Origin of the sequence: Flavobacterium chungbukense, from assembly GCF_020805785.1 — a bacterium.
Classification (GTDB): Bacteria; Bacteroidota; Bacteroidia; order Flavobacteriales; family Flavobacteriaceae; genus Flavobacterium; species Flavobacterium chungbukense.
The window spans coordinates 494924-521364 of the sequence record NZ_JAJGZV010000002.1 but is presented as its reverse complement, the minus strand read 5'-3'; the positions used below and the strand labels follow the sequence as shown (position 1 = coordinate 521364).

The following is a 26441-nucleotide window of genomic DNA, read 5'->3' as shown; positions in this document are numbered from 1 at the left end:
TATTATGAAAAAGATATATATAGCAACGTTTGTATTATCATCATTGTTTTTTACAGGGTGTGCAGACGACTATCTAGATGTAGATCAAACAGAATCTATTTCGACCGATGATACAGAGTTGTTTAACAATGAGGCAGGAGCTGCTCAATTTGTAACAGCAATCTATAACAAGTTTTTAAATTGGGATATGACTTCTTTTGGATGGATTGGTCTTTCAAGTATCACTTCTGATGATGCTGATAAAGGTTCTTCTCCTGGAGATACTGGAACAGATAAAGATGTTTTGGACAATTTAACTTACAATGCTTCTAATCCTTCTGCAGAAAGTACTTTTATTGCTAATTACGATGGAATAAACAAATGTAATCAGGCACTAAATATGCTTCCAAAATTGGATAAAGTAGATGCGGCTTTAAGAAACAGACTAGCTGGTGAAGCTAAGTTTTTAAGAGCATTTATGTATTTCACTTTGGTAAAATGTTATGGAGGTGTTCCAATCGTTGACCATTTACCAGTTCCAGGTTCAGAAGCTGACAGAATTATGCAGCTTACACGTAAAACTGCTCCTGAGGTTTATGCATTTATTGAAAGCGATTTAACTGATGCAATTGCTGCATTACCAGAAAAAACTGCTTATTCTGCAAATGAAAAATCAAGAGTTTCAAAAGGTGCTGCTTATGCACTGTTTGCAAAAGTAAGTTTGTACCAGAAAAAATGGCAGCAAGTTGTTGATAATGCTAATAAAGTAACAGGTTACTCTCTTGTAGCTAATTATGCTTCTATGTTTAGAGCAAGTGGAAAATTTGATTCTGAATCTATTTTCGAAATCTACGCTCAAGGAGCTATACCAGCTAAGGGAATTGAAGGATATTCTAATACACAAGGCGCTCGTGGTACTGGAGGCTGGGGCTGGGGTTTCAATACACCATCTCAAAGTTTAGTAAATGCTTACGAAGCTAATGATGTTAGAAAAGCAGCAACAATCATTTTTAGAGGTTCAACTTTATACGATGGAAGAGTAGTACCAAATACAGTTGAAAACGAAAGATACAACTACAAAGCTTATTCATCAGCGTATACAGATGCATGGGAAACAGATGTTGATATTAAGTATTTGAGATTTGCAGAAGTTTTATTAATGAAAGCTGAAGCATTAAATGAATTAGGACAAACAGGTGAAGCTATTCCTTTATTGAATCAAATTAGAAACAGAGCAGGTTTAGCTAATACTACAGCAGCTTCTCAAGCAGATGTAAGAACTGCAATCTGGAAAGAAAGAAGAGTAGAAATGGCTTTTGAACACGATAGATTTTTTGATTTAGTGCGCACAGGTCAAGCGAAAGCAGCTTTTGCTGTAGATGGAAAAACATTTACTGAAGGCAAAAATGAATTATTCCCTATTCCGGCGACATTCATTAAACAAGCAGACGGCTTATCAGCTCAAAACCCTGGTTACTAATCCTTAAAACTAATTAAAATGAAAAAAAATAAATCTATTTTATTACTTTCTTTAGCTTTAGCTTCACAAATTTTTGTAAGCTGTGAGGATAGTATTGATAAAACTAACAGTCCAATTCCTTACGAGTCAATTGGCGGATATGAGAATTCTGATGATATTGCACCAACACACTTAGTTTCTAAATTTAGTTTCGATGGAACAATTGAAGATTCAAAAGGTGCAATTACTGGCGGAACAGGAACAAATGTTTCTTATGAAACTGGTGTAAAAGGTACTGCTTATAAAGGTTCTACGACTTCATTTATTGCCTACAATAATGTGGCAAATTCTGTTGTAAACTTAAAGAATATTACGGTTTCCATGTGGATTAAAACTGATCCGCATACAGGAGGAGCTCAGTCATTGTATATGCTACCTAAGAAAACAGATTTCTGGGGTAATATTTTTACTCTTATTGAAGGAACTGGCCCAGCAACTACAATGTTGATGAAAAATCATATTCAAAGAGATGTCACACCAAGTATTCCTTGGTCAGGACAGTTCATTGAGCATGGTGGTGCAAATGTTTTGGCTAATATGTTTGGAGCTTGGAAACACGTAGTATGGTCATACAACGGTACAAGTTCTACTTACAGCTTGTATATAGATGGTCAAAAAGTAGTTTTACCAACTTCTATTTCAAAAAGATATGCAAGCGATCCTGCTACAGGTGGTGGTCCTTTTGGAGAATTGGCTAGCTCTGAGGTTTCAAAATTTATTATTGGAGGGTATCAGCAACATTTAGGTGCTCCGTGGGGTAATCCTGATGGATGGATGCTAAATTATACTGGTTTAATGGATGAATTCAGAATTTATGATTCTGCTCTTACAGATCCAGAAGTTACCGCTCTTTATAAATTAGAGAAAGATAAAAGATAAAGTTTTTAAAAAACATACACCTGAGTTTATATCGGGTGTATGTTTTAATTAATATAATTATAGAAATTGATAAAATGAAGTTAGGTTTATATATTATAATGATTTTAAGTGCTGTAAGTTCATGTTCTTCTTCTTCACCTGAAGGAGGAAATACAGGAGGCACACCTTTACCAACAAATCCAACAACGCCGACAAAACCGTTAACGGATACGGAAGCAATGGATCAGGTTCAAAAAGATGCAATTAAATATTTTTGGGAATATGCTGATTCAAATTCAAAATTGGCAAGAGAAAGATACCTTACAGAAGATCCTAATTTTGAGTCAAATATTATCACAACTGGAGGTTCTGCATTTGGATTAATGAGTATAATTGTAGGTGTAGAAAGAGGTTTTGTGCCAAGAGCTGAAGCTGTTTCTAGACTTACTACAGCATTAAATTTCCTAGAGAAAGCAGATAGATTTCATGGTGCATGGTCACATTGGATGGACAATACTTCTGGAAAAGTAATACCATTTGGAACAAAAGATAATGGTGGAGATTTAGTAGAAACGTCTTTTGTTTGTCAAGCTTTAATCACAATCAGAGAATATTTTAAAAATGGAAGTACGACTGAAAAAGAATTAGCTGCTAAAGCTGATGAACTTTGGAAAGGCGTAGAATGGGATTGGTACACAAGAGGAGAAAACGCATTGTATTGGCACTGGTCACCAAATTATGGTTGGGATATGAACTTCAAACTTGAAGGTTATAATGAATGCTTGATTACTTACGTAATGGCAGCTTCATCACCAACACATCCGATTTCTGCAGAAGCATATCACCAAGCTTGGGCAAGAAGTGGAGCAATAGTAAATGGAGGCGTTCAATATGGAATTCCAGTTGTTTTGAGTTATAACGGAGCAGTTGGAAATGTTGGACCAATGTTTTGGTCGCATTATTCTTATTTAGGATTGGATCCAAATACCTTAAAAGATAAATACGCAGACTATTGGCAGTTGACACAAAATCATGCTAAAATTATGGTTCAGTATAGTGTTGCTAATCCAAAAGGTTTTAAAGATTATTCAGATAAATGTTGGGGATTAACAGCAAGTTATACACGTAATCCTGATGGAACAACTGGATATACTGCTCATCAGCCAAACAATGATAACGGGGTAATTTCGCCGACTGCGGCTTTATCATCATTTCCATATACACCTGTAGAATCAATGAAGTTTTTACATTATTTATATGATGAAAATAAGGCGAAATATGTTGGAATTGCAGGGCCATACGATGCTTTTTCTCCGCAGTATAATTGGGTAACTGCTCGTTATTTGGCTATTGATCAAGGAACTATCGCTCCTATGATTGAAAATTACAGAACAGGTTTATTGTGGAAACTGTTTATGAATGCTTCAGATACAAAACAAGGTTTGAAAAAACTTGGATTTACTTCTGGTAAATACGGAATTTAATTGCCTTTAAATGAAATATAGAATCACGCTTTTTGTCTTATTATTTTCTGTTTTTGGGTTCGCCCAAAGTGAAACGACCGGAAAAATTAATACAGTTATAATGTCCAAGTACGAGTTGGGTTATGCTTTGCATCGTCCGGCAAACACAAAAGAAAAAAAGCCATTAATAGTTTTTATTTCGGGAGATGGGGAAAAAGGAACTGATATTGAAAAGGTAAAGATTCATGGACCTTTTAAGTATTTAAAAACGCATCAACTAGATGCGTATGTTCTAGCTCCGCAATGTAAGGAAGATGAAAATTGGGATATAGAATCCATTTATCAGTTGATTCAAAAAGTTCAGAAAGAGAATAAAATTGATTCAGAAAGAATATATGTTACTGGTTTGAGCTCAGGAGGTTGGGCTTCGTGGAATTTGGCTTTTTCACATCCGGATCTATTTGCAGCAAACGTACCTGTCGCTGGTTTTGTAGATTTAATTCAGTTAGAGCACGCTTGTGAAATAGCCAATATTCCAACCAGAATTTTCCACGGGTTATTAGACGATGTGGTAAATGTAAATTATGCAATTACGATTTATAAAGAATTGAAAAAGTGTAATGCAAAAGATGTTAAGCTGACCATTTTTGATGATGCAAATCATGATAGCTGGACAAAAGTATATGATAATCAAGAGATTTATGACTGGATGTTTCAGCAGAAAAAAAAGAATACAAACAAATAAATAGAATAGAATGAAATCACTTTGATTCAAATGAAAAACTGAACGAAGAAAAGTGATTCCATGTTCCGATTAAAAACAAATATTAAATACACATGAAAAACAAATTAGTCTTACTTTTTTTAGGATGTGCTGTTTTGGGATATGCTCAAAAAAAGCCAGCTAAAAATACAGTAAAAATTAAACCAAAGTCTGAATTTGTGGCGGAATTAATGTCAAAAATGACTTTAGACGAGAAATTGGGTCAGTTAAACTTGCCGACATCTGGTGATATTACCACAGGGCAAGCAAACAGCTCAAATGTGGCAAAAAATATTGCTGAAGGTAAAGTGGGCGGTTTGTTCAACATTAAGTCAGTTCAAAAAATTAAAGAAGTACAAAAGATTGCAGTTGAAAAAAGCCGTTTAAAAATTCCATTGCTTTTTGGTATGGATGTTATTCACGGTTACGAAACAACATTCCCAATTCCATTAGGATTATCTTGTACTTGGGATATGGCTTTAATTGAAAGAAGTGCACAAATTGCTGCAAAAGAAGCAAGTGCAGACGGAATCAATTGGACATTTTCTCCAATGGTAGATATTTCTCGCGATCCAAGATGGGGAAGAGTTTCTGAAGGTTCTGGAGAAGATCCTTATTTAGGAAGCCAAATTGCAAAAGCAATGGTTAACGGTTATCAGCAGCGTGATCTTTCAAAAAACAATTCAATCTTAGCTTGTGTTAAGCATTTCGCATTATATGGAGCTCCAGAAGGCGGACGCGATTACAACACAGTTGATATGAGTCACATCAGAATGTTTAACGATTATTTTCCTCCTTACAAAGCAGCAGTTGATGCTGGTGTAGGTTCGGTTATGGCTTCTTTCAATGAAGTTGATGGAGTTCCAGCGACTGGGAGCAAATGGTTAATGACAGATGTTTTAAGAAAACAATGGGGGTTCAAAGGTTTTGTGGTAACAGATTTTACTGGAATTCCTGAGATGATCGAACACGGAATGGGGAATCTTCAAGATGTTTCTGCTTTAGCTCTAAATGCTGGTGTAGAAATGGACATGGTTGGAGAAGGTTTCTTAGGAACTTTGAAAAAATCATTAGATGAAAAAAGAGTTTCTATCGAAACAATTGACAACGCGGTTAGACTTATTTTAGAAGCAAAATACGATTTAGGATTATTCCAAGATCCATACAAATATTGTGATGAGAAAAGAGCTAAAACTGAAATCTTTACAGCAGATAGCAGAAAAGAAGCGCGTCAAATTGCGGCACAATCTTTAGTTTTATTAAAAAACCAAAATCAATTATTACCGCTTAAAAAATCAGGTACAATTGGTTTGATCGGTCCATTAGCTGATGCTAAAGAAAACATGCCAGGAACTTGGAGTGTGGCTACAAAAATGGAAAATGCAGTTTCTCTATTAAGAGGAATCAAAGAAGTTGCTGGAAATGGAACGAAAGTTTTATACGCAAAAGGAAGTAATTTAGATTACGATGAAACTTTTGAAACGAATGCTACAATGTTTGGTAAAACTTTACACCGTGATGCCCGTTCAAAAGAAGATTTATTGGCAGAAGCCTTAAAAGTTGCTGAACAGTCAGATGTAATTGTTGCCGCTTTAGGAGAATCTGCAGAAATGAGCGGTGAATCAAGCAGCCGTACGAATTTAGAAATTCCACAAGCGCAAAAATATTTATTAAACGCTTTATTAAAAACAGGAAAACCAGTTGTTCTAGTTTTATTTGACGGACGTCCATTAGTAATTACTGACGAAGAAAAAACGGTTCCTGCTATTTTAAATGCTTGGTTTGCTGGTACAGAAGCTGGTTATGCTATTGCTGATGTTTTATTTGGAGATGTAAATCCTTCAGGAAAATTGACTTCAACTTTCCCAAGAAGCGTTGGACAATTACCAATTTATTACGCACACAAAAATACAGGAAGACCACTTTCTAATACTGAAGGTAAATTCGAAAAATTCAGATCAAACTACATTGATGAAAGAAACGAGCCATTATTCCCATTCGGATTTGGTTTAAGTTACACAACTTTCGATTATTCAAACTTGAAAATTTCTTCTGATAAAATGAATGCGTCTGGAAAATTGAAAGTAACAGTTGATGTAACGAATACTGGAAATTTTGATGGAAAAGAAACCGTTCAATTATACATTAGAGATTTAGTTGGTTCTGTAACAAGACCAGTTAGAGAATTAAAAGGTTTCCAAAAAATTGCACTTAAAAAAGGAGAAAAACAAACCCTAAGTTTTGATATTACTGTTGAAGATTTAAAATTTTATAACTCTGATTTACAATTCGTAGCAGAGCCAGGGCAGTTTGATATTTTCGTTGGAGGAAATTCAAATGCCGATAAGAAAGTTAGTTTTGAGTTAACTAAATAGTTGGTTTATTGATTAGTAATTAGCCCTTCGCGTGTTTGGTTAGCGAAGGGCTTTTTTTTAAAATCAAAAACCTTTTTTGTAATTATTTAACTACGTTATTATGAATGTTTTTAAAATATCGAGTTTAGTATTTCTTATTGCTTTCTCATCTTGTCATGCTCAAAAGAATGCTATTGTCGCGCATCGAGGCGCATGGAAAAAGAATAGTCTACCAGAAAATTCAATTGCAGCTTTAAGACATGCAATTGATTTAAAATTGCCAGGTTCAGAATTTGATGTTTGGAGAACGGCTGATGATTCGTTAGTAATCAATCATGACGCACATTACAACAAATTACTTATTGAAGAAACAAATTATGTTGATTTAGTAAAATTTAGATTATCAAATGGAGAAAAGCTTCCAACCTTGTATGAATACATTTTAGAAGGAATTAAAAACAATAAACAGACACTTTTAGTTTGTGAAATAAAACCTTCAGAAATAAGTAAAGAAAGAGGACAAAAAACCGCTTTGATGTCTGTGGAAGTTGTCAAAAAATTGAAAGCAGCTAAAAACACTTGTTACATCAGTTTTGATTACGATATTTTAAAAGCAATCAGAAAAGTTGATTCCAAAACTTCTTTGCAATATTTAGAAGGAAATAAATCTCCAAAAGAGGTGAAAGCTGATAAAATTAAAGGAGTCGATTATCACTATTCTGTATTTCAAAAACATCCAGAATGGATAAAAGAAGCCAAGGATAATAAAATTATCCTAAATGCTTGGACCGTAAATGAAGCAAAGGATATGGATTGGATTATTGATCATAAATTCGATTATATCACAACAAATGAACCCGAACTTTTAAAGGAAAGATTACAGGCCAAAAAATAATCTTTTTGACTTTATAAACTTAAAATCTAACCATGGAAAAAATTTATAAGCATTTAACGCTGCCAATTTTTTTGATAATAATGTTTTTCAATCAAAATCTATCGGCACAAAAATTAGGCAAAACAGAATGGTTTGATCCTAATAAACCTGCAACAACATATTGTAATCCAATAAATATTGGTTACAACTATACAACTTATAATCATAATGGAATTCCATATTCTCGCCGTTCGAGTGCAGATCCTGTAATCATTACATACAAAGGCGAATATTATTTATTTGCGACAAACCAAGCGGGTTTCTTTTGGAGTAAAGATATGTCTGACTGGAATTTTGTTTACGGAAGTTTCCAGAGACAGCCTGGCGACGACGATCAATGCGCACCAGCTGCCTGGGTGGTAAATGATACTTTATTTTATGTAGGTTCAACTTGGAAGAGAGATCATCCAATCTGGAAAACGGCTGATCCAAAATCAGGAAGATGGACACGTCACGTAGACAAAGCAATGCTTCCAACTTGGGATCCGGCAATTTTTCAAGATGATGATAAAAAAGTATACATGTACTACGGATCAAGCGGAAAATTACCGCTTGTTGGAGTAGAAGTAGACTATAATACTTGGCTTCCAAAAGGAAATCAAGCTGATTATGCTGAATTGTATAAAGCTACTGAAGTTGAAGATATTCAAAAAGTTTACGGACAAGTTAAGGAAGTGGCAATTTTAGATCCTTCTGCTCATGGATGGGAACGTTTTGGACCAAACAACGATATGGAACCTGCACCTTGGGGAAATTTTATTGAAGGAGCTTGGATGACGAAGCACAACGGAAAATACTACATGCAATATGGTGCGCCTGCAACCGAGTTTAAAGGTTATGCAAATGGTGTTCATGTAGGAGATAATCCGTTAGGGCCATTTACGTATCAAAAACACAATCCGATGTCTTATAAACCAGGTGGATTTGTAATTGGAGCGGGACACGGAAATACTTTTGCCGATAATTACGGAAATTATTGGAATACAGGAACGTGTAAAATTTCTATTAAAGACCGTTTTGAACGTCGTATCGATATGTTCCCTGCCGGATTTGATAAGGATGATGTAATGTATTCGATTACGTCTTATGGCGATTTCCCAATTGTATTGCCAACAAGTGAGCGTGATCAGACAAAAGGTGCTTCATCTGGATGGATGTTACTTTCGTATAAAAAACCTGTAAAAGTTTCTTCTTCTGAAGAATGTATGGAAGTAGAAACCCATAGAATGGATAATGGCGGTAAAAAGGTCTATGAGAAATTCTGTTATGGACCTGAAAATCTAACGGATGAAAATATTCAAACGTATTGGTCGGCTAAAACGAGTAATCCTGGCGAATGGCTTCAAATGGATTTAGGAAGACCAATGGAAATAAAAGCTTTACAGATTAACTACGCAGATCATAAAGCAACGCAGTACAATAAAGCAATGGATATTTATTATCAGTATAAAATATTTATGTCTGATGATGCTGTAAATTGGACTTTGGTTGTTGATAAATCTAAAAATGATAAAGATGCACCTCACGATTATGTCGAGCTTACAAAATCAATTAAAGCGCGTTACATCAAAATGGAAAACATTCATAACGCATCTGGTTTATTTGCTATTTCAGATTTCAGAGTTTTCGGAAATGGATTGGCGGCAAAACCAAAAGCTGTTGCTTCTTTTAAAGTTGATAGAAATAAAGCCGATTCAAGAAATGCAATGATTTCTTGGAAAAAACAAAATGATGCTATAGGTTATAATATTTATTACGGAATTACTCCAGATAAATTATACAACAGCATTATGGTTTATGGCGATAATAGTTATGATTTTAGAGGTTTAGATAAAGGAACAAAATATTATTTCACTATCGAGCCTTTTAATGAAAATGGTATTGGAACAAAAAATAAGATTATCGAAGTAAAATAATTTTTATTTGATGAATCTGTAAAAGCTCCGATTGCAAATTGAAGAATTTGTAATTGGAGCTTTTTTTTGAGAAAAGGTTGAAGAAAAAGCGTTCCAACTGTCCGAAATTTTGTTCCTTTGTGCTTATGCCAAAAGCATAATAAACTCCAAAATTACTAGAAAAACTATGAAAAAAACGATTCTTTTAACTGCTTTAGTTTTAAACGGATTGACATCTTTTGCCCAATCAAACGATGAAAAAAACATTAAATTATTTTATAAAAAAGCTTTAACCGAAGCGAAATGCTACACATGGTTAGAATATTTGTCAAACGATATCGGCGCTCGTTTGTCTGGATCTAAAGGAGCAGAATTAGCTGTTGATTACACTAAAAGACAATTAGAAAGTTTAGGACTTGATAAAGTGTATTTACAGGAAGTTATGGTGCCTCATTGGGTTCGTGGACAAAAAGAAACGGCTTATATTTTAGATGGAAAAACAAAAACTAATGTTCCGATTTGCGCATTAGGAGGTTCTGTAGCAACTCCAAAAACAGGAATTACAGCAGAAATTATCGAAGTTCAAGGAATTAAAGAATTAGCAGAATTAGGTGCTGATAAAGTAAAAGGAAAAATTGTGTTTTATAACAGACCAATGAATCCTGAGAATATTGAGACATTTATGTCTTATGGAGCCTGTGTAGACCAAAGATATGCAGGAGCAAAAGAAGCAGCAAAATTGGGAGCAGTAGGAACAATTGTTCGTTCTATGAATTTGCGTTTAGACGATTTTCCTCATACTGGTGCTCAAAGTTATGGCGATCTTCCAAAAGAACAATATATTCCGACGGCAGCGATCAGTACAAATGGTGCTGAATTGTTGAGTAAATCATTAAAAGTAAATCCTGCATTGAAATTCTATTTCAAACAGTCTTGCGAAACTCTGCCAGACGCTTTGTCTTATAACGTAATTGGAGAATTGACAGGAAGTGTAACTCCTGAAAATATTATGGTAGTTGGAGGTCACTTAGATTCTTGGGATTTGGCAGACGGTTCTCATGATGATGGAGCAGGAGTAGTGCAAAGTATGGAAGTAATCAGAATTTTGAAAAACTTAAATTACAAACCTAAAAATACCATTCGTGTTGTTTTGTTTATGAATGAAGAAAATGGCGGAAAAGGCGGTGCTAAATACGAGGAAGTTTCCAAACAAAAGAAAGAAAACCACATTTTTGCATTAGAAAGTGATTCAGGCGGATTTTCACCACGCGGATTTTCAATTGAAGCAGATGATGTTAATCTGAAAAAAATTCAAGCTTACAAAGATCTTTTCGAACCTTATTTAGTACATAGTTTTACAATTGGTCATGCAGGTTCAGATATTAGCCATTTGACTTCTCAGGCAATTGTAAAAGCGGGATTAAAACCAGATTCGCAGCGTTATTTCGATTATCATCATGCTGCAAACGATACATTTGATGCTATCAATAAAAGAGAGCTAGAATTGGGTGCGGCAACCATGACTTCATTAATCTATTTATTAGATCAAAACGGAATCGAGATTAAAAAAGCAAATTAGGATTTTATATAAAATTTGAAAAGCCATAAGTTTTTTACTTGTGGCTTTTTTTATGAATACAATTTCAAACTAAGATTTCATCACCATCAAATAATAAAAAAAGGTTATCGGGATATTAGACAGCAGCATCAAAATTTTAAAACCTATTTCTTTTCTTTGTTGTGGTAAATGAAGAAACCTATCTGCCAGATGAATGAACATAATTATATTTACTAGTATTGCCGCCAATGCAAACGGCCACGCAATAACCAAAACAGTAGCATTTTCATTTGAAATGATATAAAACATAAATAAAACTGTCGTAATAATAAATGTTCCAATAGCTAATTCTATAGATTGTTTTTCTTGTAAAGGTTTATGAATCGTTTTCATGATTTTAAATTTTAAAAGTTTCTTGAATAGTTTGAACAGGCAGAAGTAGCATTTTTGAAAAATCTAAATAATGGAATGAATGCGCACTTTTACCTCTTTTATATTGTGCTATAAAATAATTCATCCGTTTCGGATAAAAGATAGTTCCCGTTAGGATAACCATATACAAATACAAGCTTCTTTTTCCGTTTCCGAATAAAAAATACTGCATTCCGATTTCTTCGTAAACTGAAACTCCTGTATTAGTTAAAACATGAATGATATCATGATCTTCCAGCTTTTCTTGAATGTCAAAATGATTGCTGCTCAGAAAACTTCCTAAACCAAATCCTAAACTCTCTTTTGGATAAGTTGCTAACTTAGATTTATCAATATTCCAAGGCTCGTTTTTCTTGAAATATTTTTGATAAGGCTTTTTAGAACATTCGTACAGTTTTTCAATTAAAAAATCTCTCATATAATTATTTTAAAAGTTCTTTGTGATTCAAAGTAAAAAGATAAATAAAAAGCTAGAATTTTATCACTAGCTTTTATAAGATTTAATAAGTATCTATTACGGTTTTCAATAAATTAGAATCGGCAAGATCAGAAGGAGCAACGACCTTTTCTTCTAACGGAATATCATTGCGATAACGTTCTTTCAATATTTTCTGAACTCTTGGATCATTTAAATTGAAATCTTTCAATTCTCGCAGTTCAGATAGCTTAATTCCAGCGGCATTCTTATAGATCTTCCAAAGCAATTCAGAACAATAAATTCTATTGTCTGTCCATTCAAAATAAGCATCATACTGTTTGCCATCAAACTGCTGGCTGTATGCCTTCATTTTTTCTAAAATCTGCTGATTTAAAGCTTTTTCGTTTTTTAGTCTTTTAACCACATATTTATTATCTCTTCCATGTCTAATCCAATCTTCAATAGGGGTTAGTTTTACAGGCTGAACCGCTTCAAAAACAAACCACTTTCCGTTTATGTCGTAAATAATTCCACAATGAGAAAACTTTGAATTTGTTGCAATACGAACTGCTTCGCATTGCGGAGATTCTGAAGTCTGAAAAATAAGATCACCGTCTTTAAATTTACTTGCAACTGCTATTTCTTGTTTTGTTCCCGTAAATGGATTGTTAGGAAAAACTTTGATAGCTACAAATAACGCGCATGCAAAACTTATTATAAAAGTAACGAGCGGAAATAAAAACTTTTTCTTTTTCATAAAGTATAATTTAAAGTACTTTGAGATACAAAGTAAATAATAAAAAAAATAGCTGCCAAATAAAATGACAGCTATTTTTATAAATATGTTTTTTTGAAAGATTAGATTCTAAATATTCCTCCAACAGCAATAATACGCTGAAAGAAGAAGAAGTCTTGAGAAGCTTTATCTTCGTTGCTAACACTAGTTCTAATGTCCTGCATGTTGATATAACCACCTTTTAGCTCTCCTTGAATATAGAAATGCTTGAAAAATGTAATGTTAATACCTGCTTTTGCAGAAACACCGTAACCAGAAACGTGAAAATCGTCATGACGTTCTTTTCCTAAAAGAGTAGTGTTGGTTTTAGGGTATAAAATTCCTGCACCCAAACCTTCTGTTAAGTTGATTTGCACTTTATCAATATTTGGAAGACTGAACCATTTCGAGATATCATCAAATCTAGAAACCTCAGTATTAATGTAGTTCAAACCATCAGTATGCTCATACATTAAAAAAGCAGGACCATTTACAGGAATTTCACCATTGTCATAACCACCTTCTTTAGCTCCACCTTGAGACATATCTACAGGCGTATTATTGTATTCTCCATTATAAATCGATCCAGGATCATTTACTGGTAAATCAATCTTCCCTGTAACATTTGCAATTTGATTTTGTGTCATCACATATTTCATGTGGTCAACACCAATTGTCACGCTATAGTGATCGCTAAAGAAATATCCTAGTCTTAAATTTGTCTGAGGAATAGTCATTTTTGCAGGATTGACATAATCAAGATGCCAGCCTTTAGGCTTATCATGAGCGGTCATGTTATTTACTGTAAAGTTGTAATCTTTACCTCTAAAATTTACATCAGAATCAGAGTAACTTTCTCTGTTACCTCCCCACATCACAAAGAATTTTCCTTTATTGTGAGCAGCGTATTTCTGTACCGGTATTTCTTCCTGAGCAAATGCGCTTAACGAAACACATGTCAGTAGGAAAAATAAAAATTTTGTTTTCAAAGAACTTAAATATTATAAAATTAAAATGGGTTAACTGTTTTTCTGATAGCAACCAACTTGTTCATTAAACCTTCAAAATAGTCTAAATGCAGCATATTAGCACCATCACTTTTTGCATTAGCAGGATCAAAATGTGTTTCAATAAAAATACCGTCCACACCAACCGCAATACCAGCTTTTGCAACTGTTTCAATCATATCAGGTCTTCCGCCGGTAACTCCAGCAGTTTGATTTGGCTGTTGCAAAGAGTGCGTTACATCCAAAACTGTAGATGCATATTGCTGCATAGTAGGAATTCCTCTAAAATCAACAATCATATCTTGGTAGCCAAACATAGTACCACGATCTGTAACCATAACATTCTCATTATTACAGTCCAATACTTTTTGTACAGCATGTTTCATGCTCTCCGGACTCATAAATTGTCCTTTTTTCAAGTTCACTACTTTTCCAGTATTTGCCGCAGCAACCACAAGATCGGTTTGGCGAACTAGGAAAGCAGGAATTTGCAATACGTCTACATATTGTGCAGCCATATCAGCATCTTCATTTGTGTGGATATCTGTTACAGTTGGAACATGAAATGTTTCTGAGACTTTTCTTAAGATTTTTAATGCTTTTTCGTCACCAATTCCAGAAAAACTATCAATTCTAGAACGGTTTGCTTTTTTGAAAGATCCTTTAAATACATAAGGAATCTGAAGTTTGTCGGTAATACCAACTAATTTTTCAGCAATACGCAACGCCATTTCTTCTCCTTCAATGGCACAAGGTCCCGCCAATAAAAAGAAATTCCCGCTGTCAGTATGCTTAATTTGAGGAATATGTTGTATGTTCATAATATGATTTTTTGACAGTGCAAAGGTAGTTATGATTTATGAATACCAGATTAAGATTTAAGATTATTTTATGAACCCCGATAGCTATCGGGGCTGCTATCCGCTTCAATATTTTTATCGTAATCCTTTTTTTCTAGATCCTTGCAGGAGCTTCCGTTGGTCGCTCTGCAACGACCAGAAAAAATAGGTTTTCTCAAAAAATGATTTCCGCTGCTATCAGGGCTAGAGTTTAGTGGAATTATGAGAAATTAAGTTAATTTATTGATTCTATAACTTCTTTTTGATTTAATATAAAATCTCCAAAAAATAATTTGTCCAATACAAAATAAAATGTTCAAGCAAATATTTATAAAAATTATAAGGCTAATACGATTCACAAAATTTTCAGGATTAAAAGAAATAGATGTAATAAGTTCATAAAGACTCATTCTACTAATAAACACAGCAGGAATTGTAAGTGTAAAATGAATTAAAAAGCTTTTTAAAATTATTTGGTTATTAATTTTAGAAAGTTTCCAGTAACAAATTGTTGTTATAAGAAGAGCAACAAACTTAATTAAGTTTGATATAATTTGACCTGATACAATCGTAGTATTCCAACCCGGAACAATGGATGAAACGAAATCGGATGATAAATAAATGATATAATACGGAAATACGATTAACGCTAAAACGAAGAAAACTAAAAAAACATATTTTGTTTTAATCATAAAGATTTTCTTCAAATATTTAATTCTGCTTCAATCTCAATCCCATCGGAACCATTAAAATTCCTTTTTCATAAATGTTCAAATAAAGCTTAATTGGTTTTTTCTGTCCATCCCATTTCAGCTCATAAACATTTAAGAATCCAGCTCCCATATTACTTCTTTTTGTCGGAAACGGGCAGCAGGTTTCTAATTTTGTATACGTTATTTTTTCACCGCTTGGTCCGGCTAAAGCATTAAGAAAACGGGACTCGTTTAAAGTTTCGCTATTGGTGTTTTGGAAAAATAAATTTACAGGATAATCAGGATCGTAACCGTATTTTTTATCCTTCGCAAATTGAGTAATGACAAAAGTATTGTCTTTTTTCAGAATTAAATCAGGAGCATTATCATCTACATTTTTTAAAGTTGATTTTGTGCTTATACAAGAAGTCGCTGAAATTAGTAAAACAATAAAAAAGGCAATTTTTTTCATAAGGTTTGGTTATTACAGGCAATTAATTATTCCTTTATTTTCTTTGGATTTAGTCTTAAAACACCAACTACAATCAGATATTGTGCCAGAAGATAAGTCAGCATAATAAAAAAAGAGCTTTTCGGAATTGGTGCGTAAAATTTATTTACAGCTAAAATGCTATCTGAAATAACAAAGAAAAGGGCACCAAGAAATATCAAAAAATTTCCTGGTTTTTCCCAAACTAAAAGTCCATTAAAAGCAAATAATAACATAATTGAGATTATAGAGGCATACACACTAACCGGAATTTCTAGATTTCCTAAATGCGGCATTAAAATAGAAACCATTCCAATTAGATATAAAGCGATTAAGATACTTCCAATAATGAAAATCGTTTTGTTCTGTTTTTTTCTGATTTTATTTTGCTTATTAAATAAAATGCAATAAATAATATGAGCTATTAAAAAAGAGACTAGCCCAAATATGAAATAAATTTCACCGAGATCTGTAAAAAGCAAAATAACATCTCCGATCCACGAAAAAGTAAGTCCGGCAAGTAAAGTATTTTGTGTTGGGAATTTTCTATAAAAATAAGCACCAAACCCCATGATAGGTATTAAAATGGGTTTTAAAAACAAATCGAAATGCTCTAAACCTGACAAAAGGATAATGAGATAGATTATACTGAACACAATATAAATCTTGAAAAAGTAAGAATTTCTCATAATAGGGGTTATGAATTTATATATTGGTTTTGGTTGATTTTAAATTCAAAGTTTACAAAATAAACGGTTGCCATAATTGATAAAATCAGATAAGCAAAAATAATATAATTACTAATTGGAATTACACGATTTAATCCGAACCAATCACCATAATAGCTAATAATAGAGATTACAAATCCTAATCGAAGTGTTTCCCAAAATACAGCAAATTTACTTTTATCCATTAATTCAGAATAACTGTATATAGTAAGAAAAATAAAAAAGCCGTAAATAAATAGGTGTGGAAATCCAATTTTAGCGATATTATCAAATAAATAGCTTACAAACAATAGAGTGATTAGAACTTGCGCAAGCGACCAGTATGTTAATCTTTGTGAATTTTGAGTTCCATATTTTTCAAAATCAAAAACATTTTCAATTTTATTTACAGGATATTTTTCTTCAAAATTTTCTGGACGCCAGCCAGTTGGTTTGAACCAAATGGTTAGCTTATCTTTCCATTTAGGAGCGCGCCATGCATCTGAAATTAATAAACTTAAATGCTGAAAGTTTATTTTTATCGGATTCCAAGTATTGGCAGGTCTCGTAATTCCAAATACAGGCGGAACATCATCTAATTCTTCCTGAAAAGTTCCAAAAAGCTTATCCCAAAAAATAAAAATTTGTGAATGATTTTTGTCTAAATATTCTGGATTAATCGCATGATGCACCCGATGATGCGAAGGAGTTACCAAAATTTGCTCTAAAAAGCCCATTTTTTTAATGTGTTTGGTATGATACCAAAATTGTAAAAATAAGTGAAGAGGAAGCGTTATAGCAATCACAGAAGTCGGTACTCCTAGCAATGCTGCGGGAATTAGCAAAAAAGTAAATAAATTGACTAAACTGGCAATGGGCTGGCGAAGCGCACAAGCGAGATTAAATTCTTCACTACTATGATGAATGGCGTGTTTGTTCCAAAGAAAGTTAATTTGATGCGCCAATCGATGGCTCCAATATCCGTAAAAATCAATAACAAAAAAGGCGATAAAATAGGAGAGAACATTCGATTCTAAATGCTGTAAGGCTATTTTAGACACAAGCCATTCATAAGAAAGAAATGTAATACTAAGTCCAAGAACATCTTTTACAGAATTTGTAATCCCAGAGCTTATGCTTGATACACTGTCAATAAGAGGAGCAGTATCATTCTTTTTGTAAATGCCATATATTTTTTCAATGATTATTAAAGTCAAAAAAATAGGCATTGCAATAATTAATATTTTTCCATATTCCTCCATAAAAAAAACATTCTATTTCATTCAAATATAGAATAAAATAGAATGCCTTTTGAATTATTTAGAATTAAACAATTTCGGCGCTTAGACCAGCTTCCAAAAGTTGCGTACATTGCGGTTTTAATTTTTCGATCGGACCTGTTTTTACAGTGCATTTTCCGTTGTAATGTACAATTAAGGAACATTGTTCTGCTTGTTCTGCTGTGTGCTCGCAAACGCGCATTAAAGTATCAATAACGTGGTCAAATGTATTTACATCATCGTTATACATTATAATTTCATTATTAAAAACAGCCGCTTCTTTCTCACGGACTTTTTCTCTAACTTTTTCTTTAGTACTCATCTTATTTAGTTTTTGTACTTTGTAATTACTCTATCTAATTTACGTATTTTAATGATACCCAGTTATTTCTTTGTATCTTTTTAACATACGTTAATCCTTTTTCAACACAAGAAGCATCTATGAAAGGAATGTCTTCTTCGTAAAAACCACTAAAAAGAATAATTCCTTTTGGGTTTAATGCATCAACATATGCTTGCATATCATTCAACAAAATATTTCTATTGATATTGGCAATAATCAAATCGTATTTTTTTCCAGCCAATAAAGCAGCATCGCCTTCGTAAACGCTAATATGTTTGCAGTTATTGCGCTCCGCATTTTCAATTGAGTTCAAATAACACCAATTGTCGATATCAATAGCATCAATAGGTTCTGCGCCTTTCATTTCGGCCAAAATAGCTAAAATCGCAGTTCCGCAACCCATATCAAGTGTTTTCAAACCTGTAACATCCATTTCCAGTAAATGTTGGATCATCATATGAGTTGTTTCATGATGACCTGTTCCGAAGCTCATTTTTGGTTCGATCAAAATATCAAATTCAGCATCTGTTTTCGGGTGAAAAGGAGCGCGAACATGACATTTTCCATCAACATCAATTGGTTCGAAGTTTTTTTCCCATTCTTCGTTCCAGTTAACTTGATCAATTTCCTCAATTGTATATTCAATTTTAAATTCTTCAGATTGTAAAATATAAATATCATCCAGAATATTCTCATCCCATAAATCCTTCTTTACAAAAGCGGAAATTCCGTTTTCTGTTTCTGTAAAACTTTCAAACGCTTTTTCGCCCAATTCTGCCACTAAAATTTCCGAACCCAATTCTTTTGGTTCAATTGTAAAATGATATCCTAAATAGATGTTTGACATAAATAAATTTTTTGCAAAGGTAATTTTTAAATTATAAACTTCAATTCAAAAACTCCAAATTCCAATACAAAAAAACCATTCGCACCGCGAATGGTTTTTGTAAAATCTAAAATCTAAAATCTAAAATCTAAAATCTAAAATCTAAAATCTAAAATCTAAAATCTAAAATCTAAAATCTAAAATCTAAAATCTAAAATCTAAAATCTAAAATCTAAAATCTAAAATTAGATAGCAGTTACAATTGCTAAGAAATCATCTGCTTTTAAAGCAGCACCTCCAATTAAACCTCCGTCAACATCTGGTTTACCGAAAATTTCTTTAGCATTTTCTGGTTTTACAGAACCACCGTATAAAATAGAAACTTCGTCAGCGATTTCAGCTCCAAAAGCTTTACGGATAGTTTCTCTAATAAATTCGTGCATTTCTTGCGCTTGTTCTGGCGAAGCAGTTTCTCCAGTTCCAATAGCCCAAACTGGTTCGTAAGCTAAAACAACTTTAGACCAAGACTCTTTAGCAATATGGAATACTCCGTCACGCAATTGGTTTTCAACAATATTGAAATGATTATCAGATTGACGATCTTTTAGTTCTTCTCCAAAACAGAAAATAACTGTCATGTCATGTTTCAAAGCAGTGTCAACTTTACTTGCGATTAAAGCATCACTTTCGTGGAAAATAGCTCTACGCTCAGAGTGACCTAAAATTACGGTATCAACACCGATGCTAGTTAACATATCTGCAGAAATTTCTCCTGTAAAAGCACCACCTTCAGCTTGGTGAACATTTTGAGCAGAAACTCCGATAGTTGTGTTTTTTAATTTTGTAGCAGCAGCTTGTAAGTTTACAAAAGTTGGAGCCACAATTACTTGTGCGTTTGTTTTTGCTGGAATTTTAGCGACTAATTCATTTAATAATTCTTCAGTTTGAGCGGCATTTTTATGCATTTTCCAGTTTCCTGCAACAATCGATTTTCTCATTTTGGTAGTTTTATATTATTTTTTTGTTTTTTGTTTTTGAAGTAAATCAAGTCAAAATTAAAATTGAATTTTGACATTGAAATTGATATTTATTTCAATCCTTTTAAAGTTTCATCGATTTTAGCAAAATCGGTTTCGATAGCACGGTAAAGAGCAATGTTTCCTTTTTTATCTACAATGATGTAACGTGGAATCCAGTCTAAGTCAATCGCTTTTCCAAAAAGGCCTTTCATTCCGTCATTCATCATGTAATGATCGCCTTTATTTAATTCGTGTTTTTCGATTCCCGCTTTCCATTTTTCAGCCGTTTTATCAGCAGAAATAAATAAGTAAGAAACATCAGGATTGTTGGCTTGTAATTCTTTTAATTTTGGCATTGCTTTTACGCAGTCTCCACACCAAGAAGCCCAAACTTCGATAACTAAAGTTTTTCCTTTGTATTTTTTTAAGATGTTTTTAAAGGTAGTCTGACTATCGTCTGTTCCTAATAATTTTTCAGCCAATGCTTCTTTAGAAAAAGCTGTTTTTTGAGCTTGAGAACAAGAAAAAGTAATAAATGCAATTACAACTAGAGCAATTTGTTTCATATGTAAAATAAATTATTTTAAAATTAAGTACTGAATTCACAAAGTTAAACAAACAAATTGAAAGCCAAATGGAGATTAACAAAATTTGAAGAGTCGTTTATTTTGTAACAAAACTGCACTTTTGGGTTAGAAAAAACAGAATGAAATCGTAATAGTAGAGGGTAAAAATCATACTTTTTTCTAATCATATTTTTTTGAAAGAAAAAAAAGGAATAAAATTTCATTTTTGGATGATTATTTTAGTCAAAAAAACGTCAGATTTCAATAAAAAAGCCTTCAATAAAAATTAAATTATTGAAGACTTCTTGATGTTTTTGAATGCTACTTTTATTCGTAATTTCCATTTGCCCATTTTTTACTTGGCGCAATCCAATTGTCTGATGCTTTGTATAAAAAGCCATGTTTTAAATTGGTATTTAATTCGATTTCTTTAAAATGATTGATTTTTAGTTTTGAAGTTTCTTTTCTCTTAATTGCCGAAACGCCATAAATGTCTGATTTTTCGTAAATCGTTAAAATGTTTCCACAGAAATTAATATCCGGAATCTCTTCAATATCAGAGTCTCTGAAGCATCCTATAAAAACAAAATTCACATCTGGATTTTTTAAATAACTCGAAACGTACTGCGCAATATAACCACCTCTAGAAGTTCCAACTACCGTAATATGATTTGGCGGAACATCTTTTCTTAATAGCGCTTTTATCTGTTTTTCTATTTTTTTTGCATATTTAGCACCGTTAGTATTTTTACTTCTAATTTCGCTAAAAACAATAAAATTATCGTTTCGGTAAGAATCTAAAATCTCATTATATTCTGCTCTTCCGTATTCAGGATGCTCAACGTTTAAAGGGTTTTCTTCCACAAAAGCATTATGCAGAAAAAAGATATAACGCTGGTCTTTGTTGGATGATTGGCTAAAACTGCTAAAATTAAAAAGAATTGTGATTAAAAAAGTAAATAAAAACTTTGGAAATGGTTTCATAGATTGGTTTTGTTTTTTGGAATAGTTGTAGCAAATATAGAAAACAAAATAGGTGAATTACTATTTTTCTTACTTTATGTTGGAGTAAAAAAAGCACCAATTTATTAGAAAATTGGTGCTTTGATATTTTAACTTGAAAATTCTACAATTTCAAATCGTCAACATCATTGTAATGTACTTTCTGAACAATAGTTCCATCATGTACCACAACAATACTTGGGTTTGCTCTTTCAACCGTTTTTAAAGCCGTTCCATCGCAGAAATAGAAATCAAGGTCTAAGGCGTATTCTTTTTTAGCTTTTGCAATCTCAGCAGCTCCAGAAGCCGTCATTCCGATTACTTTGTAACCTTTTGCTTTTGCATCTGCGGTAACTTTTGCTAATTTTTTCATTCCTTCTGGATTTGATAAATTCAAATCATAAGTTACAAAAATGAGCAATTTTGGTTCTTTTAATAATTCTTCTTTGTAATCAGAATCATCTTTTGTCATAGTGAAATCATGAATCGGCGGTACATAACCTTCAGAAATCACTTTGTCTTTTCTGTCTACAAATGTTGCGCCTTCTGGAATATTCATTAAATCTTTCTCTGTAAATTCTTTTTCAACGCCATTTACCTTGTAGATAAAGATCATTTCAACAACCGATTTTGGAGCGCCTTCTGGAATTTCCATTCCTTTCTCAATATTTGTTCCCACTTTATAAGGACGGAAATCTTTAATTGGATTGTGGTTTAAAACCCAAACAGCCATAAAAACACATAAAACAATGCTGATTAAAGTAATGATATTAGTAACTAATTTTGAAAATAATGGTTTTACTAGTTTTTTATTGATGAATAAAATCAAGATAAAGAAAAGTAAAACAATATCTTTTGTGAATGATTGCCAAGGTGTTAAATGTAAAGCATCTCCAAAACATCCGCAATCTTTTACCACATCAAAATAAGCAGAGTAGAAGGTAAGGAATGTAAAGAAAACGATTAGAAGTAATAAAGCCCAAATCGTTAGTTTTGATTTATACCCCACCAAAAGCATTACACCTAAAACTACTTCTAAAATAACCAGAAAGATTGCTAGACCTAAAGCTAAAGGCTCTAAAAATGGCATATTAAAAACAGGTTCGCTAAAATATTCAGCTAATTTATAAGAGAATCCAACAGGATCATTGAGTTTTATTAATCCAGAAATTATGAAGAGCACACCGACAAATAATCGGGAAAATTGAGTAATAATGTTTTTCATGGGGAAATATTTAGGGGTTCAATTCCAAATTTTTAAATCCCAAAATCCAATTTTTAAGTTGGAATTTGAGTCCCGATAGCTATCGGGATGAAATTTTATTTATTTAATTGGTTCAAGAATTAAAGCAAAAACAGAATAATTAATCATATCCTGATAATTCGCATCGATTCCTTCAGAAACAATTGTTTTTCCTTTGTTGTCTTCAATTTGCTTAACGCGAAGGAGTTTCTGTAAAATCAAATCAGTTAAAGAACTTACACGCATGTCTCGCCACGCTTCTCCGTAATCATGATTTTTAGCTTCCATTAAGTCTTTGGTCAACTTTACTTTAGCATCGTATAATTCAGTTGCTTTTTCAACGTCAAGATCAGGCTGATCTACAACGCCTAATTCCAACTGAATCAAAGCCATAATCGAATAATTGATGATTCCGATAAATTCGCCTTTTTCATCTTCATCCACTTTACGGACATCGTTTTCCTGTAAACTTCTGATTCGTTGTGCTTTTATGAAAATTTGATCGGTTAACGATGGCAATCTTAAGATTCTCCATGCACTGCCGTAATCGGTCATTTTATTGATAAACAACGTACGGCAAACCGCGATAACATTATCAAACTCTTGGGAAGTATTCTTCATTTATATGCTGTATATTTGCTAAAATTTCTTCAAAAATAAGGATTAAATTAAAGAGTTTCAAGTTTCAGGTTTTCTTTGTTTCAAGTTTTTTCTAAACAAAGTGTTAATGATGATAACTTGAAACTGTAAAAAGGTTTCAAGTTTTAGAGCTATCGCAATCTAAATCAACTTGAAACTTGAAACAAATAAAACTTGAAACAAAATGTTGATTAACTGCAAAGGCGAACTTATAGATTTATCGATTCCTAAAGTAATGGGGATTCTGAATGTTACGCCAAATTCTTTCTTTGACGGAGGAAAATATAAAAACGAAGATGAAATTATTTCGCAAGTAGAAAAAATGCTTTCTGAAGGCGCGACATTTATTGATATTGGTGCATATTCAAGCAAACCAAGTGCTGAATTTGTTACAGAACAAGAAGAAATCGATCGTATTGTTCCTGCTATAGAACTGATTTTAAAGCATTTTCCTAAAGCATTATTGTCAATTGACACGTTTAGATCTGAAGTTGCAAAAGCAAGCATAGAAAGTGGCGCTGCGATTATAAACGATATTGCAGCAGGAGAATTGGACGATAAAATGTTTGATGTTATTGCAAAATACAATGTTCCGTATATTATGATGCACATGCGCGGAAATCCGCAAACAATGCAAAGCCTTACAGAATATGACGATATTGTAAAAGAAATGCTGTTTTATTTTTCTGAAAAAATAAAACAAGCAAGAGCTTTAGGAATCAACGATTTGATTGTAGATCCAGGTTTCGGTTTCGCCAAAACAATCGATCAGAATTACGAAGTGATGCAAAAAATGGAGCTTTTTAATTTGTTAGAATTGCCTGTTTTAGTTGGAATTTCAAGAAAATCTATGATTTATAAAACCTTAGACATTACTCCGCAAGAAGCTTTAAACGGAACAACTTTTCTAAATACAATTGCTTTGACAAAAGGCGCAAAAATTCTTCGTGTTCATGATGTGAAGGAGGCAGTTGAATGTGTTGCTTTGTTTAATAAAATGAGTTTGTAATCGCCTGATTTGTCATTTCGACCTAAGGGAGAAATCACACTCGAAACTCGACAAAGATTGGCGATAATGCAAGACGAATTACTAGTGTGATTTCTCCCTTCGGTCGAAATGACATATTTAACGTTAAAAAAATAAAAAATGAAATATTTTACTCTAATTCTTGTTCTCATTCTTTTCTCCTGCGGAAAAAAAGAAGACGTTTTACTTCCAAAATCAAACATCACAATTGTAAAAGAGGTACAAGATCTTTCGCCAATTTATATCTTTTTTAAAATCGAAGGAAAAGTCACGATTGCTGATGTGAACCGAAAAAGTAGTATTATTTCCACCAATTGGATTTTGAATATTGACAAACGTCTGCCTTTAAAATTGGTCATTCCTGAAGTAATGAAATTGCAGGAAAAAAAGCGAGCTGACAGCGCACACAAAAACGAAAATGCCGAAAATTATTATTCGTACGCAGATTCTATCGGAAAAAAATTAGCCTTTTTACCTTTCACGAAAGTGTTTTATAAAATGGAAAGACCTGTACAGGGAAGTTTTGTAGTTTACTTAAAAAAAGGAAAAAAACAAGTTTTTATAGGCAATAAGGAAATAAAAATAGCAGAAATATTAAAATATTTTTATAGCATAAAGTTTGAAAAAGTGCCAAACTTGGTCTTTTTATTCGATAAGGAAATGAGTTATGAAGAATATATTCAATATAAAATTCTGCTTCAAAAAGATGTGACTCACAATCTCGATACACTTCCTGTAGAATTCATTTTTTAAAACTGAATGCTTAAAACTGCGACTGAATACTAATTTTACTGGTGATGATAAGGTTCGTTTCGTAAAATCGTAAACCCGCGGTACAATTGTTCGATAAAAAATAAGCGAACCATTTGATGAGAGAATGTCATAAGCGATAGCGAAATTTTCCCTTGTGCTTTTTTATAAACAGTTTCAGAAAATCCATAAGGACCACCAATTACAAAAACTAAAGTTTTAACTCCTGAGTTCATTTTCTTTTGTAATTCTTCTGAAAAACCAACGCTGGAGAAGTTTTTTCCGTTTTCATCCAATAAAATCAACTGATCAGTTGGCGAAAGTTTGGACAGAATCAATTCGCCTTCTTTTTCTTTCTGTTGGCTTTCAGATAAGTTTTTTACGTTTTTTATATCGGGAATAATCTCCAAATCAAATTTGATGTAAAATGACAAACGCTTTGTATAATCGTCAATCAAAGTTTGAAGCGATTTATTATCTGTTTTGCCAATGGCGATGAGCTTTATATTCATGTTTTTTTCTTTTGCCACTAATTGCACGAATTAGCGCGAATTTAATTTTTATTTTTTAGCCACAGATTAAAAGGATTAGAATGATTTCTTTAGATTGTCACCCTGAGCGAAGTCGAAGGGCGTTCCAATTGGACGTAGGCTTCGACTTCGCTCAGCCTGACAAAAACAGCAAATAGAAAATCCTTTTTAATACTTTTAATCTGTGGCAAATAAAAACATTATTTTTTATTTGCAAAGACCGTTTCGAAATGCTCTACAATAGGAAACGGTTCGTAATAATGATGTAAAATTTTCTTCCATTCTAAATAGGCGCTAGAAGTTCTGAAACCTATTGTATGATCTTCAAGCGTATTCCAATCGACTAATAAAAGATATTTGTTTTCGACTTCAAGACATTTTTCTAAACGATGTCCTAAATAACCATCAATTGACGAAATGTATTGACTTGCTTTTGCAAAATCAACTTCAAACTGATTTACTAATTCAGCTTTTACAAAAAGAAATGCGGCTTCTATAATCATAATTGTATTTTTTTTTGCACGCAGATTTTA

At 32.8% G+C, this 26441-nt stretch carries 27 protein-coding genes; 10 read left to right on the top strand and 17 right to left on the bottom strand.

What is annotated here, in order from left to right:
* Positions 1-4 precede the first annotated feature (4 nt).
* From LL966_RS07515 to LL966_RS07480, 8 genes are all read left to right on the top strand, one after another.
* Positions 5-1459, top strand: coding sequence for a RagB/SusD family nutrient uptake outer membrane protein (locus tag LL966_RS07515; protein WP_229351892.1), 1455 nt, complete (start codon positions 5-7; stop codon positions 1457-1459).
* Between the two features lie 18 nt (positions 1460-1477).
* Positions 1478-2377 (top strand): LamG domain-containing protein, encoded by a 900-nt coding sequence (locus tag LL966_RS07510; RefSeq protein WP_229351880.1) that lies wholly within the window; start codon positions 1478-1480, stop codon positions 2375-2377.
* A gap of 74 nt (positions 2378-2451) precedes the next feature.
* Positions 2452-3840 carry a glucoamylase family protein gene (locus LL966_RS07505; RefSeq protein WP_229351877.1) on the top strand — a complete coding sequence of 463 codons (1389 nt, stop codon included), beginning with the start codon at positions 2452-2454 and terminating at the stop codon, positions 3838-3840.
* Positions 3841-3850: 10 nt separating this feature from the next.
* The gene (locus tag LL966_RS07500; protein ID WP_229351875.1) at positions 3851-4564 is read left to right on the top strand and encodes a carboxylesterase family protein; all 714 of its coding nucleotides are present in this window, start codon (positions 3851-3853) and stop codon (positions 4562-4564) included.
* A 92-nt stretch (positions 4565-4656) separates the two neighbouring features.
* Positions 4657-6957 carry a beta-glucosidase BglX gene (gene bglX / locus LL966_RS07495; RefSeq protein ID WP_229351872.1) on the top strand — a complete coding sequence of 767 codons (2301 nt, stop codon included), beginning with the start codon at positions 4657-4659 and terminating at the stop codon, positions 6955-6957.
* 100 nt (positions 6958-7057) lie between these two features.
* Complete coding sequence (locus LL966_RS07490; protein ID WP_229351870.1) at positions 7058-7831, top strand: glycerophosphodiester phosphodiesterase family protein; 774 nt, start codon at positions 7058-7060, stop codon at positions 7829-7831.
* A 32-nt stretch (positions 7832-7863) separates the two neighbouring features.
* Positions 7864-9786 carry a discoidin domain-containing protein gene (locus LL966_RS07485; RefSeq protein WP_229351868.1) on the top strand — a complete coding sequence of 641 codons (1923 nt, stop codon included), beginning with the start codon at positions 7864-7866 and terminating at the stop codon, positions 9784-9786.
* A 166-nt stretch (positions 9787-9952) separates the two neighbouring features.
* Entirely contained in the window at positions 9953-11344 is a 1392-nt protein-coding gene (locus LL966_RS07480) for a M20/M25/M40 family metallo-hydrolase (protein WP_229351866.1), read from the top strand.
* Positions 11345-11413: 69 nt separating this feature from the next.
* Here the strand turns inward: LL966_RS07480 and LL966_RS07475 are convergent, their stop codons facing one another.
* The 15 genes from LL966_RS07475 to LL966_RS07405 form a co-directional block, all read right to left on the bottom strand.
* Positions 11414-11716, bottom strand: coding sequence for a hypothetical protein (locus tag LL966_RS07475; protein ID WP_229351864.1), 303 nt, complete (start codon positions 11714-11716; stop codon positions 11414-11416).
* Positions 11717-11720: 4 nt separating this feature from the next.
* Positions 11721-12173, bottom strand: a complete 453-nt coding sequence (locus LL966_RS07470; RefSeq protein ID WP_229351854.1) for a ubiquinone biosynthesis protein COQ4 — start codon at positions 12171-12173, stop codon at positions 11721-11723.
* Positions 12174-12255: 82 nt separating this feature from the next.
* Positions 12256-12930 (bottom strand): YiiX family permuted papain-like enzyme, encoded by a 675-nt coding sequence (locus LL966_RS07465; RefSeq protein ID WP_229351851.1) that lies wholly within the window; start codon positions 12928-12930, stop codon positions 12256-12258.
* A 101-nt stretch (positions 12931-13031) separates the two neighbouring features.
* Complete coding sequence (locus LL966_RS07460) at positions 13032-13937, bottom strand: hypothetical protein (protein ID WP_229351848.1); 906 nt, start codon at positions 13935-13937, stop codon at positions 13032-13034.
* A gap of 20 nt (positions 13938-13957) precedes the next feature.
* Complete coding sequence (kdsA, locus tag LL966_RS07455) at positions 13958-14776, bottom strand: 3-deoxy-8-phosphooctulonate synthase (protein ID WP_229351844.1); 819 nt, start codon at positions 14774-14776, stop codon at positions 13958-13960.
* A gap of 729 nt (positions 14777-15505) precedes the next feature.
* Positions 15506-15958: a 2-dehydro-3-deoxyphosphooctonate aldolase gene (locus LL966_RS07450; RefSeq protein ID WP_229351842.1), complete on the bottom strand. Its 453-nt coding sequence runs from the start codon at positions 15956-15958 to the stop codon at positions 15506-15508.
* Positions 15959-15984: 26 nt separating this feature from the next.
* Positions 15985-16665 (bottom strand): lysoplasmalogenase, encoded by a 681-nt coding sequence (locus tag LL966_RS07445; RefSeq protein ID WP_229351839.1) that lies wholly within the window; start codon positions 16663-16665, stop codon positions 15985-15987.
* A gap of 8 nt (positions 16666-16673) precedes the next feature.
* Positions 16674-17945 (bottom strand): sterol desaturase family protein, encoded by a 1272-nt coding sequence (locus tag LL966_RS07440; RefSeq protein WP_229351835.1) that lies wholly within the window; start codon positions 17943-17945, stop codon positions 16674-16676.
* A 64-nt stretch (positions 17946-18009) separates the two neighbouring features.
* On the bottom strand, positions 18010-18285 hold the full coding sequence (locus tag LL966_RS07435; RefSeq protein ID WP_229351833.1) for an ATP-dependent Clp protease adaptor ClpS: 276 nt from the start codon (positions 18283-18285) through the stop codon (positions 18010-18012).
* Between the two features lie 34 nt (positions 18286-18319).
* Complete coding sequence (prmA, locus tag LL966_RS07430; protein WP_229351831.1) at positions 18320-19153, bottom strand: 50S ribosomal protein L11 methyltransferase; 834 nt, start codon at positions 19151-19153, stop codon at positions 18320-18322.
* Positions 19154-19377: 224 nt separating this feature from the next.
* Positions 19378-20130 carry a triose-phosphate isomerase gene (tpiA, locus tag LL966_RS07425; protein ID WP_229351827.1) on the bottom strand — a complete coding sequence of 251 codons (753 nt, stop codon included), beginning with the start codon at positions 20128-20130 and terminating at the stop codon, positions 19378-19380.
* Positions 20131-20219: 89 nt separating this feature from the next.
* Positions 20220-20717 carry a TlpA family protein disulfide reductase gene (locus LL966_RS07420; RefSeq protein ID WP_229351819.1) on the bottom strand — a complete coding sequence of 166 codons (498 nt, stop codon included), beginning with the start codon at positions 20715-20717 and terminating at the stop codon, positions 20220-20222.
* Between the two features lie 327 nt (positions 20718-21044).
* Positions 21045-21701 (bottom strand): alpha/beta hydrolase, encoded by a 657-nt coding sequence (locus tag LL966_RS07415; protein ID WP_229351813.1) that lies wholly within the window; start codon positions 21699-21701, stop codon positions 21045-21047.
* A 142-nt stretch (positions 21702-21843) separates the two neighbouring features.
* Entirely contained in the window at positions 21844-22944 is a 1101-nt protein-coding gene (locus LL966_RS07410) for a BT_3928 family protein (protein WP_229351811.1), read from the bottom strand.
* 99 nt (positions 22945-23043) lie between these two features.
* On the bottom strand, positions 23044-23583 hold the full coding sequence (locus LL966_RS07405) for a DUF1599 domain-containing protein (protein ID WP_229351809.1): 540 nt from the start codon (positions 23581-23583) through the stop codon (positions 23044-23046).
* A 202-nt stretch (positions 23584-23785) separates the two neighbouring features.
* On the opposite strand from LL966_RS07405, the gene folP reads away from it, so the two are divergent.
* Positions 23786-24610 carry a dihydropteroate synthase gene (folP, locus tag LL966_RS07400; RefSeq protein WP_229351807.1) on the top strand — a complete coding sequence of 275 codons (825 nt, stop codon included), beginning with the start codon at positions 23786-23788 and terminating at the stop codon, positions 24608-24610.
* Between the two features lie 138 nt (positions 24611-24748).
* A complete protein-coding gene (locus LL966_RS07395; protein WP_229351805.1) occupies positions 24749-25381 on the top strand; it encodes a hypothetical protein in 633 nt (210 codons plus the stop codon).
* 35 nt (positions 25382-25416) lie between these two features.
* On the opposite strand, the gene rlmH is transcribed toward LL966_RS07395, so the two are convergent.
* On the bottom strand, positions 25417-25890 hold the full coding sequence (gene rlmH, locus LL966_RS07390; protein WP_229351798.1) for a 23S rRNA (pseudouridine(1915)-N(3))-methyltransferase RlmH: 474 nt from the start codon (positions 25888-25890) through the stop codon (positions 25417-25419).
* A 218-nt stretch (positions 25891-26108) separates the two neighbouring features.
* Positions 26109-26411: an antibiotic biosynthesis monooxygenase family protein gene (locus LL966_RS07385; RefSeq protein WP_229351796.1), complete on the bottom strand. Its 303-nt coding sequence runs from the start codon at positions 26409-26411 to the stop codon at positions 26109-26111.
* Between the last annotated feature and the right edge of the window lie 30 nt (positions 26412-26441).